General features: G+C 38.2%; 12 protein-coding genes. 3 read left to right on the forward strand and 9 right to left on the reverse strand.

Going from position 1 to position 15210, the window contains the following annotated elements; genetic code table 11:
- Positions 1–162: 162 nt before the first annotated feature.
- The 3 genes from ACVYAD_RS04520 to ACVYAD_RS04530 form a co-directional block, all read right to left on the reverse strand.
- Positions 163–2442: a DEAD/DEAH box helicase gene (locus ACVYAD_RS04520; protein WP_476424873.1), complete on the reverse strand. Its 2280-nt coding sequence runs from the start codon at positions 2440–2442 to the stop codon at positions 163–165.
- Positions 2417–2800, reverse strand: coding sequence for a YppE family protein (locus tag ACVYAD_RS04525; protein WP_476424874.1), 384 nt, complete (start codon positions 2798–2800; stop codon positions 2417–2419). Before ACVYAD_RS04525 ends, ACVYAD_RS04520 begins: the two co-directional genes overlap by 26 nt.
- Before the next feature lie 595 nt (positions 2801–3395).
- Positions 3396–3590 carry an endonuclease gene (locus ACVYAD_RS04530; protein ID WP_079560000.1) on the reverse strand — a complete coding sequence of 65 codons (195 nt, stop codon included), beginning with the start codon at positions 3588–3590 and terminating at the stop codon, positions 3396–3398.
- A 426-nt stretch (positions 3591–4016) separates the two neighbouring features.
- Here ACVYAD_RS04530 and recU point away from each other — a divergent pair, with 426 nt between their 5' ends.
- Entirely contained in the window at positions 4017–4667 is a 651-nt protein-coding gene (recU, locus tag ACVYAD_RS04535; protein ID WP_349660755.1) for a Holliday junction resolvase RecU, read from the forward strand.
- The gene (locus tag ACVYAD_RS04540) at positions 4664–7366 is read left to right on the forward strand and encodes a PBP1A family penicillin-binding protein (RefSeq protein ID WP_476424875.1); all 2703 of its coding nucleotides are present in this window, start codon (positions 4664–4666) and stop codon (positions 7364–7366) included. Before recU ends, ACVYAD_RS04540 begins: the two co-directional genes overlap by 4 nt.
- A 162-nt stretch (positions 7367–7528) precedes the next feature.
- Here ACVYAD_RS04540 and ACVYAD_RS04545 read toward each other — a convergent pair whose 3' ends face one another.
- The 6 genes from ACVYAD_RS04545 to ACVYAD_RS04570 form a co-directional block, all read right to left on the reverse strand.
- Entirely contained in the window at positions 7529–7852 is a 324-nt protein-coding gene (locus tag ACVYAD_RS04545; protein WP_476424877.1) for a YpoC family protein, read from the reverse strand.
- Positions 7849–8511 (reverse strand): endonuclease III, encoded by a 663-nt coding sequence (nth, locus tag ACVYAD_RS04550; protein WP_349660758.1) that lies wholly within the window; start codon positions 8509–8511, stop codon positions 7849–7851. The genes ACVYAD_RS04545 and nth overlap by 4 nt, the downstream gene beginning before the upstream one ends.
- 13 nt (positions 8512–8524) lie before the next feature.
- Positions 8525–9253: a DnaD domain-containing protein gene (locus ACVYAD_RS04555; RefSeq protein ID WP_349660759.1), complete on the reverse strand. Its 729-nt coding sequence runs from the start codon at positions 9251–9253 to the stop codon at positions 8525–8527.
- 109 nt (positions 9254–9362) lie between these two features.
- Positions 9363–10658, reverse strand: a complete 1296-nt coding sequence (gene asnS, locus ACVYAD_RS04560; protein WP_349660760.1) for an asparagine--tRNA ligase — start codon at positions 10656–10658, stop codon at positions 9363–9365.
- Between the two features lie 28 nt (positions 10659–10686).
- Positions 10687–11880 (reverse strand): pyridoxal phosphate-dependent aminotransferase, encoded by a 1194-nt coding sequence (locus ACVYAD_RS04565; RefSeq protein ID WP_349660761.1) that lies wholly within the window; start codon positions 11878–11880, stop codon positions 10687–10689.
- 16 nt (positions 11881–11896) lie between these two features.
- Positions 11897–12379 carry a cell wall elongation regulator TseB-like domain-containing protein gene (locus ACVYAD_RS04570; RefSeq protein WP_476424879.1) on the reverse strand — a complete coding sequence of 161 codons (483 nt, stop codon included), beginning with the start codon at positions 12377–12379 and terminating at the stop codon, positions 11897–11899.
- 590 nt (positions 12380–12969) lie between these two features.
- Between ACVYAD_RS04570 and ACVYAD_RS04575 the strand changes: the two genes are divergently transcribed.
- Complete coding sequence (locus ACVYAD_RS04575; protein ID WP_476424881.1) at positions 12970–14991, forward strand: multicopper oxidase family protein; 2022 nt, start codon at positions 12970–12972, stop codon at positions 14989–14991.
- The last annotated feature ends 219 nt before the right edge of the window (positions 14992–15210 follow it).

The following is a 15210-nucleotide window of genomic DNA, read 5'->3' on the forward strand; positions in this document are numbered from 1 at the left end:
TATGAATAGCATAGGGCAGGCAGCATATTATTTCGTGCTGATTTTTATACCTTTCTAGTAAGTCTTATTCAACATCGTAATCTCGTAACCGTAAGATGATCTTAAAACTGATAAATAAAGAGGGCTTGAGGAAATAACTAAGTTATTCCTTAAGCCCTCTTTTTAATTTTGATTAATTTGATTTAAGATCCGAAGAAGTTCTATTATCCTCTTCTTCCCTTCCTGCAAACTGTCTTGTGCTCCAATGCATGATGGACACCCAGAATCACAAGGACAATTCGAAACATGCTCTAAAGTTTTGACTAAAAGACTTTCCCATAAGTCATAAACCTTTTCACTTAAGCCGATTCCACCAGGATACTTATCATAAACAAAGAATGTTGGCATTTCATTGTGAGATGCCTTTACCTGAGGTACGACAGCTACATCGCTGCTGTCACATTGGATAAATATCGGAATAAAGGCGTTCATTGCATAAGCTGCTCCAGTCATCGCATCTGTTAATTCAGCTTCGGACCACTGGTCTACTCTGTTGAATGATAGCCACGATGAATTCGTATGCATTTCATCTGGTGGTAAGTGAATAGGACCAGAACCGATATTATCGTGTGTACCGAAGCGTATTTTTTTAAATATCGTTGCCTGTGCGACTAAGCCAACATCACCGAAGCTAATAATGCCACCTTTATATTCTCGGCTCCGATCTTCTTCTAGCACCTTCATCTCAACTGCTAGATTAGCGTCAGTATAATAATCGACATCTACTTCTCGTACAAAGGCTTTCTTTTCGTCCCAATCAAGCTTTTCTACTTGAAATTGAATGCCCTGATGCAAATAAATAGCCTCTTCATGTAGTAATGTCATCGCACTATGACGATCCATTTCACCAATAACCTTTGTTTGTGCAGGGACAGTCATATCAATGATCACAACATTTTCTTGTGAAGCAGATCGAAGACTAATATCATGTGCTGGAAAACGGTCACTCATCCAATGCCACTTCTCACTCGTTTTAAAAACAACGCCTTCCTCCGCTAAATAGTCAAGTAACTCCTGAATCTCATATTCACCATACGTATCATCCGTGGAAAATGGTAGCTCAAACGCTGCACATTTCAAATGATCCATTAAAATTAACATATTTTCAGGATAAATACGCGCTTCCTCAGGTGCACTACCAAGTAAAAAGAGTGGATGGTTCACAACATATTGATCAAGTGCGGCTGATTGTGCTACATAAATAATTAGCGCCTCGTCCTGACGACGGCCAGCACGACCCGCTTGCTGCCACGCACTTGCGATATTTCCCGGATACCCTGTCATAATACATGCTTGTAATTGGCCAATATCGACGCCTAATTCTAGCGCATTTGTACTCACTACGGTTTGAATAGTACCGTCGCGAAGCCCTCGTTCAATAACACGTCGCTCAGAGGGTAAATAACCACCACGATAACCTCGCACTGATTCATCTAAAAGCTTATTGCGTGTAAGCTCCTTTAAATACGTCACAATCATTTCTACTCGCACACGACTTTTCGCAAAAATAATGGTTTGAATACCTGCTGTATATAATCTTTTAGCGAGGTCACTCACCTCCAAAACAGCACTTCGACGTACGCCAAATGTTTTATGGACGATCGGTGGGTTATAAAAAAGAAAAGTCTTTTTCTCAACAGGCGCTCCAGAATCACTAATTAAGGCATGACTCTCATTTGTTAAAGCTTCCGCCAGCTCCTTTGGATTTTTAATGGTAGCTGATGTACAAATGAAAATCGGCTTACTACCATAAAACTCACAAATACGCTTCAGCCTTCGAATAACATGCGCAACATGTGAGCCAAACACACCTTTATATGTATGCAACTCATCAATGACGATATACTGTAAATTTTCAAATAGTGAAACCCATTTCGTATGATGTGGCAATATCCCCGAATGAAGCATATCCGGGTTTGTCATCACAATATGCCCTGCCTTACGTACTTTTTGACGAATGCCTGGCGCAGTATCCCCATCATACGTATAGCTTAATATTTCTTCACCGCTTTGTTCGATTAATTCATTTAAATCATTTTTTTGATCCTGCGCTAGAGCTTTCGTTGGAAATAAATAAATAGCACGTGAATTTTTATCTTCTAATATTTTTTGAAGTACCGGTAAATGATAGCAGTATGATTTTCCAGACGCAGTTGGTGTTACAGCAGTAAATGAAACATCTTCCATTGCGTAATCAAATGCCTGACGTTGATGAGTATACAGTTGTTCAATTCCTCTTGATTGAAGAGCCTTTACAAGTGAAGGATGTAAGTTTGCAGGGAAAGGTGCATACTTAGCCTCTCGCCCTTCAAGCGTTTGCCAGTGTACTATGCGTTCCTTCAATTCCTCATCATATCTCCACTCGCTTAACAGTTCACTAATGGTCCTTTTTTTCGATAACATCTGATTGTGTCTCCTTCACTACCCGTTCTAAAATTTCCAACGTATATGAGGTTGAATGAATCGCATCTAAAAAACGCTTTTTACTTGTTTCCTTATAAAAGGATTGCACAACAAATTGCTCCATCGATTCTGCCGCTGAAGTAATTTGTTGTGTATGGATATATTTTGGTCGATTTTTTTGAATCCACTCATTCGCCTCTTGTTGCCATTCTTTTAAAAGTTGGTGAATGATATCTGCGTGTGGCTTAACCTCCTCAAAAAAGTCGGGAGTACGATCCTCCTCACGCATTTGCCAGAAGCGTGAAACACATTTTTCACTTTCATCTATTAATTTGGAAGTTTGCTGTAATAATAACAAATTTCGCACCTCTTCTTATTCAATTAAGGCTCATCACCAAAATGGGTGGATTTCCGTTCCAACTGGGCACTTGCTAAGGACATTGATAAGCCGTTTGGGCATTAGTCACACTTTGTTCCTCTATAAGTGTTCCAAGCCTTATAACTCGGCATACATTAAAAAAATGTCTCCCAAAATTTTGGGCGATGAGCGTTAAAATATATTTTTATTATTAGGTTGGTACTACTTAAAATACAGATTGAACTACATTAATATAAACGCATAATCTCATTATAAGCTAGTTTCGAACCTGCTATTTTAAAATTCATCTACAAAATAATTTATGCTATATGAGTAATTTCTCCCAACAATAGATAGAAGTCTTTATTTCTGGCTCATCACCATAACGCGGGATTGATTTTCGTTCCACAATCCCGAAGCCTTTATCACAAAACGTATGCTTTTTAGCCCTCGTCCCACTCACATCTTTGACCAAGGAGTCCCCTGTTTCAGTAAATGTCTAATCAAACATATCACTCTAGGTGACAAATACTGTATGAAAAATGCTCATATTGAGTTACTTACACTGCATATGAGATAAGTGTACCAAAGTCTATCATTTTTCACTACTAATAGGCGAACAAGCATTCTTTACTTGCCAGTTCTTTTCTGCTAAGCTTACTTTCTGGCTAACAGATTTGAGCTGTTCAAAAAAATGCATACTCTGTGCATTGTTTTCCAAAGACACTCTTGTTAACAGTAATTGATTGACCAGATCCAACTGCGCAACTAATTGTTTTAACTTGTTCAAAATAACGCCTCCTTTGCTTTAATTATGTATTCCTCGTATGTATAAAATTACCTTCATGCGTGACAAAATAAGCGTAAGTTAGCTGAAAGAAGAAGTATTTCGATAAAAATTAGTTGACCTAGTCTAGTAAATTCTCTTGTCTTGAAACTTGGAATCAAGTAGAGAAGTTAGCGCGGCATACCGTATTTTCTATAAAATCCACTTGAAAATTTCATCAGTTATTTTGGCGATTCGCGTGAAAGAGCTAATTAAATTACTTGCTATTTTTCGACTTTAAGAGGCGAAAATTGCCCAAAGATTGATCATCTGCGGGTAAATTTAACTATAAAAAATCTAGCGTCAATCAGACTATTAATGGAAGTAGAGAACTGCTACTTAATCGTGGTAAACTATTGTATAATAGCAGTATTATAGAGGGTGAACTAAATGACAATTCGTTATCCGAATGGGAAATTGTATTCCCCCAATCCTACTGTTCAAAAAACGGTAAAAAAGGGGAAAGAAAAAGATTTTTCTTTTAGTAATCGAGGTAAAACACTAGAAGATGAAATTGATGAAGCAAACGATTATTATGTAAAAAGACGACTTGCTATCATTCATAAGAAACCTGTTCCCGTGCAAATCGTCAAAGTAGAGTACCCATCACGAAGTGCTGCAGTTATTCGTGAGGCTTATTTTCGAACACCGTCAACAACAGATTACAACGGTGTTTGGAACGGGCGTTATATTGATTTTGATGCAAAGGAAACAGCTTCAAAGACCAGTTTTCCCCTAAAGAATATTCACTTACATCAAATGACACATATGCAGCAAGTGACGGAACAAAATGGTGTGGCCTTTATTATCGTTCGTTTCTCGGCTTTTGAACGATATTTTATCGTGCCATACGATGTTTTACAAAAGGCCTGGCTAGCGATGGAAAACGGTGAACGTAAATCGATTCCCTTTTCAACTATAGAAAAGGAAGCTTTTGAAGTTCCTACAAGCTATTATCCACGTATCGATTATTTACCGATTATCCAACAGCTCATTGAAGTACAAAGTCATGGTTCTGAAAGTGAGGAGATAGTAGAATGACTGAACGTCGTCCAACACGCGGTGAGCATCAAAAAGCTCTCGCTCAAAAAAATAAAAAAAGCGATCCGAAACCATCGAAGAAAAAATGGTTTAAGCGCATTACGCTAACACTTGTAGCAATTATGGCTGCATGTTTGATTGGTGGTGCTGGGTTATTCGCCTATTACGCAAGTACCGCACCTGAATTAGATGAAAACTTACTGAAGGACCCCGTTTCTTCTGAGTTCTATGATAAAAACGGTGAATTATTTGCCACAATTGGTGCAGAAAACCGTAAATATGTAAAATATGAAGATATACCAAAGGATATGGTTAATGCAATCCTTGCAACGGAAGATGTACGCTTTTTCGAGCACGGTGGTATGGATTTTTATCGCCTTGGAGGAGCAATACTCGCTAACTTCCGTGATGGCTTCGGGGCACAAGGGGCCTCTACATTAACACAGCAAGTTGTTAAAAACTCATTTTTACAAAATGAGAAAAAATTAAAACGTAAAGCGCAGGAAGCTTGGTTAGCCTTCCAATTAGAACGTAAATATTCAAAAGAAGAAATTTTTGAAATGTACTTTAACAAAATGCTGATGTCAGGTCGTGTTTATGGCTTCGGAACAGCAGCCCAATATTTCTATGGGAAAGAACTAAAAGATTTAGATTTAGCTGAAGAAGCATTACTTGCAGGTTTAGTACAGCGCCCAAATGCTTACAATCCATTAAAAAATCCTGAACTTGCGGAAAAACGCCGTAATACCGTTCTAGGATTAATGTATCAACATAAAAAAATTACAAAAGCCGAGATGGAAGAAGCAAAGAAAGTAAACGTTCAGGCTGGTCTAGCTGACGATGCGACACGCCAAAAATTTGCTGGCTCTAAATTCGATGCCTTCCTTGATGTCGTTATTAATGAACTAGAGGATAACGGTGATGGTAGTGCAATGGCAGAAGGTATTAAAGTTTACACAACACTTGATCCTAATGCTCAGCAAATTGTTGAAAATACTATGAATGATGAAAGTAACTTCCCAACAGAAGAAATCCAATCGGGTGTAGCTGTCATTGATACGAAAACTGGTCAAATTCAAGCAATCGGTGGCGGACGCAATTACGGGGCTGAACGTGGTTGGAACTATGCATATGACTTACATCATCAACCAGGTTCAACTATGAAACCATTAATAGATTATGGTCCAGCAATCGAAAATTTAAAATGGTCAACAGGTCAAACACTTGTGGACGAACCAATGAACTACACTGGTACGCGTCAAACGATTACAAACTGGGATAATAAATATATGGGTGCTATAACAGCACGTAAAGCTTTATATGCTTCACGTAACGTTCCAGCTGTTAAAACATTACAAGAAGTTGGTATTGATAAAGCTAAAGAATTTATTGGTCGTTTAGGTATTAATGCTAAAAATATTTATGAATCTGATGCGATCGGTGGTGGGGATATTACAATGTCTCCTACTCAAATGGCTGCTTCCTTTGCAGCATTTGGAAATAATGGTGTTTACACTGATCCTTATTCAATTACAAAAATCGTTTACCGTGACGGTAAAACAACAAAAGACTACACACCAGAGTCTAATGTAGCAATGAGCGATTATACAGCTTATATGGTGACAGATATGTTACGTGATGTTGTCGGCAATAAGCCGGATGCATCAGGTACTTACGCAAATGTACCTGGATTAGATATCGCAGGTAAAACAGGTACAACAAACTACGCAGCTGCAGATTTTAGCAAGCATAATTTACCGGATACAAGTGTACCGGATTCATGGTTTGCTGGGTACACTACAAACTATTCAATCGCTATTTGGAGTGGTTATGAAGAACACTTTGATCCAATTACAACTTGGGATGAGCGTCGTTTACCGCAAACTTTATTTAAACAAATTATGCAAGATATTTCGGAGAACGTTGAAACACCACGTTTCAAAAAGCCAAATTCAGTTGTTGAAGCTACAATTGAAGTAGGATCAAAGCCACTTAAATTAGCAAGTAGTTTTACTCCGAATGAGTTACGTCGAACAGAGCTATTTGTACGTGGTTCAGAGCCTAATGAAGTTTCAAATGAATATGCTGCACCAGAGCTTTCTACACCTTACAATGTAAGTGCAAGCCTAGATTTAGAAGGTCAATCTATCAATATTTCTTGGGAGCATGATGCAATGCTTAATCCGGATTCAAATGAACCGCTACCAACAACCTTCGAAGTATCCGCTAAAAAAGAAGGTGGAGAGACTATTTCTCTTGGTACAGCGGATAGCAAAGGTTTAACAGTTAGCAACAAATTGGAAGATGGCAACTACACGATTTCTGTCGTAGCAGTTGTAGATGGTACACGCAGTAAACCAGGTACAACTACTTTCCAAGTAACAGGTACGGCTGAAGAAGATAAAGAGCCAGATACTCCTGAGGAACCTGATATTGAGGAACCAACGGAACCGGACGAAAATGGCAATACCGAGGACAACGGTAACCACAATGGTAACGGAAATGATAACAATGGTAACAACGGCAACGGTAATGGAAATGGGAATGGCAACGGCAATGCAGGTGAGAATGGTAACAACGGCAATGCAGGAAATGGCGGTACCCCGCCAGGTAACAATGGCAACAATAATGGTAGCCAGCCACCAACAACGCCAACTGACCCAACCGCTCCGGATGATGGTACCGGTAGTACTGAATAAAATAAAGCAGAGTAGCTTAACGCTACTCTGCTTTATTGTTGTTAGAGATTAAATAAAGTATGATTATTCGGCAAAACTTTTATTACTCATGCTGATGAGCTCATTTTTATAGGAATACTTTGAAGATTTATCGAAACATAATATGATTTTATCGGAACAATTTTAGTTTCTATCAATTTTGGTAGCCTGCAAACGTAGTCGCGCTGTTCGTTTTTTTGTTTCCTTATATAATTCATCAAGCTGACGATAACAAGCATATTGGCTAGGCTTTGCTTTTATAAAGTTTAGTCGTTCGACACCGTTAATGGGTAATACTTCATCCCCTGCTTCCTGCACTAAACGCTCAAACAATACAATGGCCTCTTCCATCAATCCTTTTGCTTCACCATTCCTTGCATCATGTGCTGCATGAATTTTGGCTTCAAGTTCCGTCCAATCTGCAAACCAAGCATCTATTTTTTCTTTTGCGATTGCCTCTATATTCACGATTCCTTCACCAGCCCTTTTTTCAAACGCTTTTGCCCTTCTCTACAATCATCAAATAAAGGGCATGTGTGACAGCCAGGATTTTGAGCCTTACAATGGTAACGACCGAAGAAAATTAGCTGATGATGTGTTTTCGACCACTTGTCCATCGGTGTTTTTTTCATAATTGTTTCTTCGACTTCTAATACTGAATCCTTCCAGCGACAAAGGCCTAATCGTTTAGACACGCGCTCCACATGTGTATCCACTGCAAGTGCAGGAATATCAAAAGCTACAGACAACACGACATTAGCCGTCTTTCGACCAACACCCGGCAACGTAACTAGTCCTTCACGATTTGCTGGTATTTCTCCCCCGTATTCCTCTAATAGTCGTTGACATAATGCTTGAATGTTCTTCGCCTTATTTCGATACAAGCCGATGGAGCGAATATCCTGTTGCAGCTCCTCTAAAGGTACAGCTAAATAATCTTCAGGCTTTTTATATTTTTGAAACAATGTTTTCGTTACTTTGTTTACAAGTACATCCGTACACTGTGCAGATAATAGCGTAGCAATAGTAAGTTCAAACGGATTGTCATGCACCAGCTCACAATGTGCATCAGGGAACATACGATCCATTTCTGCTAGACAATGTTCCCATTGTTTTTTTGTTAACATGTCGGAAGCCCCCCTATTCTCTTTCTTCTAACCAATTATAAAATGGTACCTTATTTGTCGACTGCGATTCTTGCTGCATTGTACGAACTGACGGTCTTTTAAATGTTTGCTTTTCACGGAACTGCTCGCTTTGTTTCTGCGCAGCCTGTGGTGTCGTAATATTTTTCTTTTTCCACTCCAGTAGTATTCGATCAATATAACGAATACTTAACTTGCCAGCAAATACAGCCTCCTTCAACGCCTCTTTAATAAGCGCAGGACTATGCTTATCGTCATCTAACCAAGACCCTATTTTTTCTAGTTCTAAAGGAGATAAAAGACGTCCCATTTCCTCTTCAAATAATCGAAAAATCTCACCCTCTTCTTGTCGGAGTGATGCTGCTGATTTTTGCTGTTCCTTCATTTCAATAATCTGCATAATACGCTCCCAAAGTGGGTATACCGAGTATTTTTCATATAGTTTGCCATTTGCGTCGACGTCACTTGTTATTTCAAGGAAACCCTTTTGCATTAATCGCTGTAGATGTGAAGTAATATCACTGCTAGGCATTGTTAGACGATTCATTAGATCATTAGGCGTTGGAAAATCATTACCCTCCGTGTAGAATGCAAGTAAATGCATAACAATCAATGCCTCATCATCCTCAATTTTTAACTCCTTATAAAACTGAAAAAAAAGCTGAGGAATTTGAATCATTCTCTGCTCAGTCCATGTACGGAGTCTATTATTATTTGCGCTCATATGATACTTGACTCCTTTTCCATCTTAAGTAGAAAAGCCGCGTAGACATATCACTACGCGACTTTTTTTAATTTTACACTTTCAAAACCTAAAACAAACTAGTTATAGCTTATGGATATAAGCGGTTTAGTAAACGTGGGAATGGGATTGTTTCACGAATGTGCTCCGTGCCAGAAATCCATGCTACTGTACGTTCTAACCCTAGACCGAAGCCTGAATGTGGTACAGAACCTTGTTTACGTAACTCTAAATACCATGCATAAGCGTCTAAAGATAAATGATGTTCTTCAAGACGAGATTGTAATAAATCAAAGTCATGGATACGCTCAGAACCACCAATGATTTCACCATAACCTTCAGGTGCAATTAAATCTGCACATAATACTACATCATCTCTGTCAGGATGTGGTTGCATGTAGAATGGTTTAATGCCTACTGGGTAGCAAGTGATGAATACAGGTTTGTCAAATGAATTAGCAATTGCCGTTTCATGTGGTGCACCGAAATCATCGCCCCATTTAATATCATCAAATCCTTGTTCGTGCAATAATTTTACAGCATCGTCATAAGAAATACGCGGGAATGGCGCTTTAATATTTTCAAGTTTAGACGTATCACGACCAAGTCGCTCTAAATCTAATTTGCAATTTGCCAGAACAGATTGCACAATATGCTCCACGTATTGTTCTTGTACTTCTAAGTTTTCTTCAAATTCAGCAAATGCCATTTCCAACTCAATCATCCAAAACTCGATTAAGTGACGACGTGTTTTAGATTTTTCAGCACGGAATGTTGGACCGAATGAGAATACTTTACCTAAAGCCATCGCAGCCGCTTCCAGGTAAAGCTGACCAGATTGAGAAAGGAATGCATCTTCATCAAAATATTTTGTATGGAATAGCTCAGATGTACCTTCAGGTGCTGAACCCGTTAAAATTGGTGGATCCATTTTTGTAAAGCCTTTGTTGTTAAGGAACTCATAAGTTGCGCGAATAATTTCATTACGAATTTTCATGATCGCATGTTGCTTACGAGAACGTAACCATAAGTGACGGTTATCCATTAAAAACTCAGGACCGTGCTCTTTTGGCGTAATCGGAAAATCAGTTGCAGCATGTAGTACTTCAATACCCGTTACAACAAGCTCACAACCAAAGCTTGAACGCTCATCTGCTTTAACCTCACCTGTAATGTACATGGAAGTTTCTTGAGACATACCTTTTGCAATTGCAAAAATTTCTTCGCCTACTTCTTCTTTTACAACAACGCCCTGTACAAAGCCAGAACCATCACGAAGTTGTAAAAAGGCAATTTTACCACTTGAACGTTTGTTAGATAACCAAGCACCTAGCTTGATTGTTTCGCCGATATGCTTTGGCATATCTTGAATCATAATTTTTTTCATAGAAATCCTCCAAAATTGGTTAAAAGGATTAGTCTTGCCATTTTGATTTTACAAATGTATCAATTCGACGGACTGCCTCTTCTAATAAGTCTAAAGATGTAGCATAAGATAATCGCATTGTAGTTGGTGCACCAAAGCCAGAACCTGGGATCACTGCTACGTTTGCTTCTGTTAAAATATCCGCAGCGAATGCATCTACAGAATCATAGCCAGTATGAGCCATAGCTTCTGCTACATCTGGTAATAAGTAGAATGCACCTTGTGGTTTTAATACGTTGAAGCCAGGAATTGCACTTAACTGTGGATAAATTTTTTCAAGACGTGCTTCGAATGCTTGACGCATTTCTTCTACAGCGTCTTGTGATCCATTATAGGCTTCCACTGTTGCATATTGTGCAGTTGTTGTTGCGTTCGAAGTAGAGTGTGATGCAAGGTCAGTCATTGGTTTAATAATGTCCGCATCCCCTGCAGCATACCCGATACGCCAGCCTGTCATAGAGTGAGATTTGGCAACACCGTTTACAACGATTGTACGTGCTTTCACTGCATCAGATAGCTGTGCAATTGAAAAATGCTCAATACCATTGTATACAAGCTTTTCATAAATTTCATCTGACACGATTAAAATATCTTTTTCTTCTGCAACTGCAGCAATTTCAGCTAGCTCTTCGCGGGAATAAATCATACCTGTTGGATTGCTAGGAGAGTTTATAATTACTGCTTTTGTTTTATCTGTCACAGCAGCTCTTAATTGATCAGCAGTAATTTTATAGCCTTGCTCACGTGTGCCTTCCACATAAACTGGTACACCGCCTGCTAATTTAACTTGCTCTGGATAAGATACCCAATAAGGAATCGGAATAATAACTTCATCGCCCTCGTTTAAAATAACTTGGAATAAAGTGTAAAGAATATGTTTTGCCCCAACACCTACAATTACTTCATTCGGCTTGTATGTAAGATTGTTGTCGCGTTGAAGTTTATCGATAATAGCTTTCTTGAGTACCGGAAGACCGCCAGCAGGTGTATATTTTGTTAAGCCTTTTTCCATTGAGTCAATGGCAGCATTTAAAATATTTTGTGGCGTGTTGAAGTCTGGTTCACCAGCGCCTAGGCCAATAACATCAATACCTTGCTCTTTTAACTCCTTCGCTTTTGCAGTAATGGCTAAAGTTGAAGATGGTGTTAAAGTTTTTACACGGTTTGCTAATAAATTTTTCATTCGGGATCTACTCCTCTTATAAATTCGTAATGCGCTTCCACCAGTCGCCGTCCTTAAACATAATATAGACATAGTTGAGCTTATCGTGATCGTTTAGATATGAAATTTCCCAAACAGCACCTGGCTCCTCATAGCCTAATTTCACATTGAGGACTTTTTGTACATTTCCTTCCTTTTTTAAAACCGATAATGCTTCCTTTTCCGTAATACCATCTTTTAAAGATACATCCTTAATCGAATCAGCTTTTAGATTCGTCGGAACAAAGACAGCTTTTTTATCACCATATTCATCTACCCCGAACACAGTGACATACGAATGTTTGCCATTATATGTGTAGGACTCCGAGACAATTGCGAGGGCTTTGGCATCAAGTGCCAACTGTTCAGCCTGTTCTTCAATTGAATCGAATGGAGCCTCGGCTTTCCAGAGTACTAAAATACTAATGACAAGTGACAACGAAACCATAAAGACAGCAATGAAAATCAACCAGTTTTTCATATATTCTCCTTATGTTTCACATCTAGCTTATTCTTTAACACGAATGCCTGATGCTTTTGCATGTTTATAACTGCGTATACATTCATTTTGCTTTCCATTTTTGTCAACCTGCTTTCTTTCCTCATACCACAACATTATACAACAATTTTGTGCTGTCGTGTTTCTTAATTTCATATATTGTACGTTGATAACATACCGTTTTCAAATGATTCGGGTAGCAATTTTTCTCTTTTTCGTTCAGCCTTAATAAAAGGTAATCTTTTTAATGTAAAAATTCCTATTCACCATTGCAAATAGAAAGTAAAATTATAGCTTTGAACCATCGCTAATTCATATATAATACAGTTCGCACTGCGTCCTGATTTAGCGCATACCACTTACAATCTACTTGCTCAACTGGATTTTGAAATTTTTTTTTAGTTGCTCAAACACCCTTTCTTTGCTTGGAATATCGAACTCCTGCTGATGCTTAAGTATCAGTATTTTTTTATTCGCAAAATTATCTCCATTATTGTCCTTGTCGCCCATTATTTTTACCCATATTATGAGGTAATTAGCAATTTTAAGAATTAATAAAGGGACGTGATGTTTTGACTAAAGAAGTTAATCCTACCGATCCAACAACAATACCAAAATTTGTGAATGAACTACCAAAACCGGTGACCGCTAAACCAAAATACTATAAAGGGCAACAAAGAAAAGATTATTATGAACTTAAAATGATGCAAGCAGAGCATTGTTTCCACAACGATTTCCCAAAATCAATTATTTGGGGCTATAACGGGCTTTATCCCGGACCAACTATTGAAGCTAAAAAAGACAAGAGCATTTATGTTAGATATAAAAATCAATTGCCCTTAAAGCACTTTTTACCAATCGATTTTACACTTCATGCGGCAAACGATTCCCAGGAAGTAAGAACTGTTACTCATTTACATGGCGCAAATGTCGATTGGGAAAGTGACGGACATCCCGAGGCATGGTATACAAGAGATTATGCGCAAACAGGCCCAAAGTTCAATAAAGAAATACACGAATACACTAATCATCAACCTGGCACAACACTGTGGTATCATGATCATGCAATGGCGCTTACTCGTTTAAATGTGTATGCGGGATTAGCGGGCTTTTATTTACTTCGGGATTCACTAGAAGAACGTTCTAACTTACCTTGTGGTGACTATGAGTATCCCATCTTAATTCAAGATAAATCGTTTAATGAGGATGGCTCTCTATTCTATCCTGATGAACCACCATTCCCAGTCCCAGTACATCCATCTATTACACCTGGATTTGTTGGTAATACCATCGTCGTAAATGGGAAGGTTTGGCCTTATTTAAATGTCGAACCTCGTAAATATAGATTTCGTTTTCTCAATGGCTCCAATAGAAGAGGTTATCTCATTAGCCTTTCAAATGGAGATCATATGATACAAATCGGAACAGATGGAGGTTTTTTATCAGCCCCTCATGAAATTCAATCTGTTGAGTTATTGCCGGCAGAACGAACAGATGTCATTGTTGATTTTTCAAAATGCGAAGGTCAAGAAATAACGTTAGTTAACTCTGATGAGGATTTTATTGATGAACATACAAGCGTCATCATGCAGTTTAAAGTGTGTCTTCCTCTACTGTGTGAGGATACTAGTGAAATTCCAGAAAGACTTGCTACATCAATGGATTTACATGCACACGATGCACATATCGAAAGACATTTACCCTTAACAGCTACAACAGATAATTTTGGTCGACCAATGTTATTATTAAATAATCGTATGTATCATGACCCTGCTACTGAAAAGCCTGCACTTGATAGTATAGAAATATGGAATTTTATTAACGCTACACCGTTTGATCACCCTATTCATCTACATTTAATTCAATTTAAAATACTAGAACGACGCCCTTTCGATAGGGAGCTATATCAAAATGAAGGCAAACTTACATTTATAGGTCCACCTGAAGAACCCCATGACTATGAGCAAGGTTGGAAGGATACTGTAAAAGCGGAAGCTGGGAAGATGACAAAAATTATTATGCATTGGAAAGATCATGTGGGCCACTATATGTGGCATTGCCATTTCCTAGAGCATGAAGATCATGATATGATGAGACCAATACTCGTTATGAAGGACGTTCACCCTGTGCAACAGCCACATGCTGAAATCCCACATGAAATAGAGCATTCATCAGTACAAAGTCAAAACGACTCTCCTATTGTTACAGGTAATAATGAACACACCGTACCGCTCCTTAATACCATTCAAAACAATACTCCGACAGAAGAAATAGTAGAAAACTCTTCCTCTTCTTTACAAACAACATATTTAGAAGACGATATCGAATTTAATCCGCAAACTATTCCTTTCTTAACTAGTACTCAAAATATTACTCACTCTACTGAATCAGCTTATATAGAAGACAATGTGGAATATAATCAGCTATCTACACCATTTTTGAACAATACTAAAAATATCATTTTTTCAAAAGAAGAACACTCAGAACATCATAAAGTTTCTAATATTGAACGTATCCCTCAGCCACCCCACTCGTCTGCTGAGTTCCAAACACGACAAAGAATATCACCTAGGCATCGGAGAAGATGGTTTTAATGCTGCAAATCTAAAGCCGAGGCATAAGTCGAAAACTATTTTTTAGTAAGAATTGTACAAAATAAAACCGCAGTAAATCAAGATTTATAAATTTGATTTTACTGCGATTTTTTTATTCATGAATGCCCTTTATTTGCTCCCCTATATCATTCATCGCTTGTTCAAGTGAAGCTCCTTAATAAGGAATACATATTAAAAATCTCAAAGAAAAGGTGGATA

This window comes from Lysinibacillus sp. G1-3, assembly GCF_056322905.1.

Excerpts from the sequence above, each read along its gene's own strand:
- ACVYAD_RS04520 (WP_476424873.1), bottom strand. The coding sequence starts at position 2,442 with ATGTTATCGAAAAAAAGGACCATTAGTGAACTGTTAAGCGAGTGGAGA.
- recU (WP_349660755.1), top strand. The coding sequence starts at position 4,017 with ATGACAATTCGTTATCCGAATGGGAAATTGTATTCCCCCAATCCTACT.
- ACVYAD_RS04540 (WP_476424875.1), top strand. The coding sequence starts at position 4,664 with ATGACTGAACGTCGTCCAACACGCGGTGAGCATCAAAAAGCTCTCGCT.
- nth (WP_349660758.1), bottom strand. The coding sequence starts at position 8,511 with ATGTTAACAAAAAAACAATGGGAACATTGTCTAGCAGAAATGGATCGT.
- ACVYAD_RS04555 (WP_349660759.1), bottom strand. The coding sequence starts at position 9,253 with ATGAGCGCAAATAATAATAGACTCCGTACATGGACTGAGCAGAGAATG.
- asnS (WP_349660760.1), bottom strand. The coding sequence starts at position 10,658 with ATGAAAAAAATTATGATTCAAGATATGCCAAAGCATATCGGCGAAACA.
- ACVYAD_RS04565 (WP_349660761.1), bottom strand. The coding sequence starts at position 11,880 with ATGAAAAATTTATTAGCAAACCGTGTAAAAACTTTAACACCATCTTCA.
- ACVYAD_RS04570 (WP_476424879.1), bottom strand. The coding sequence starts at position 12,379 with ATGAAAAACTGGTTGATTTTCATTGCTGTCTTTATGGTTTCGTTGTCA.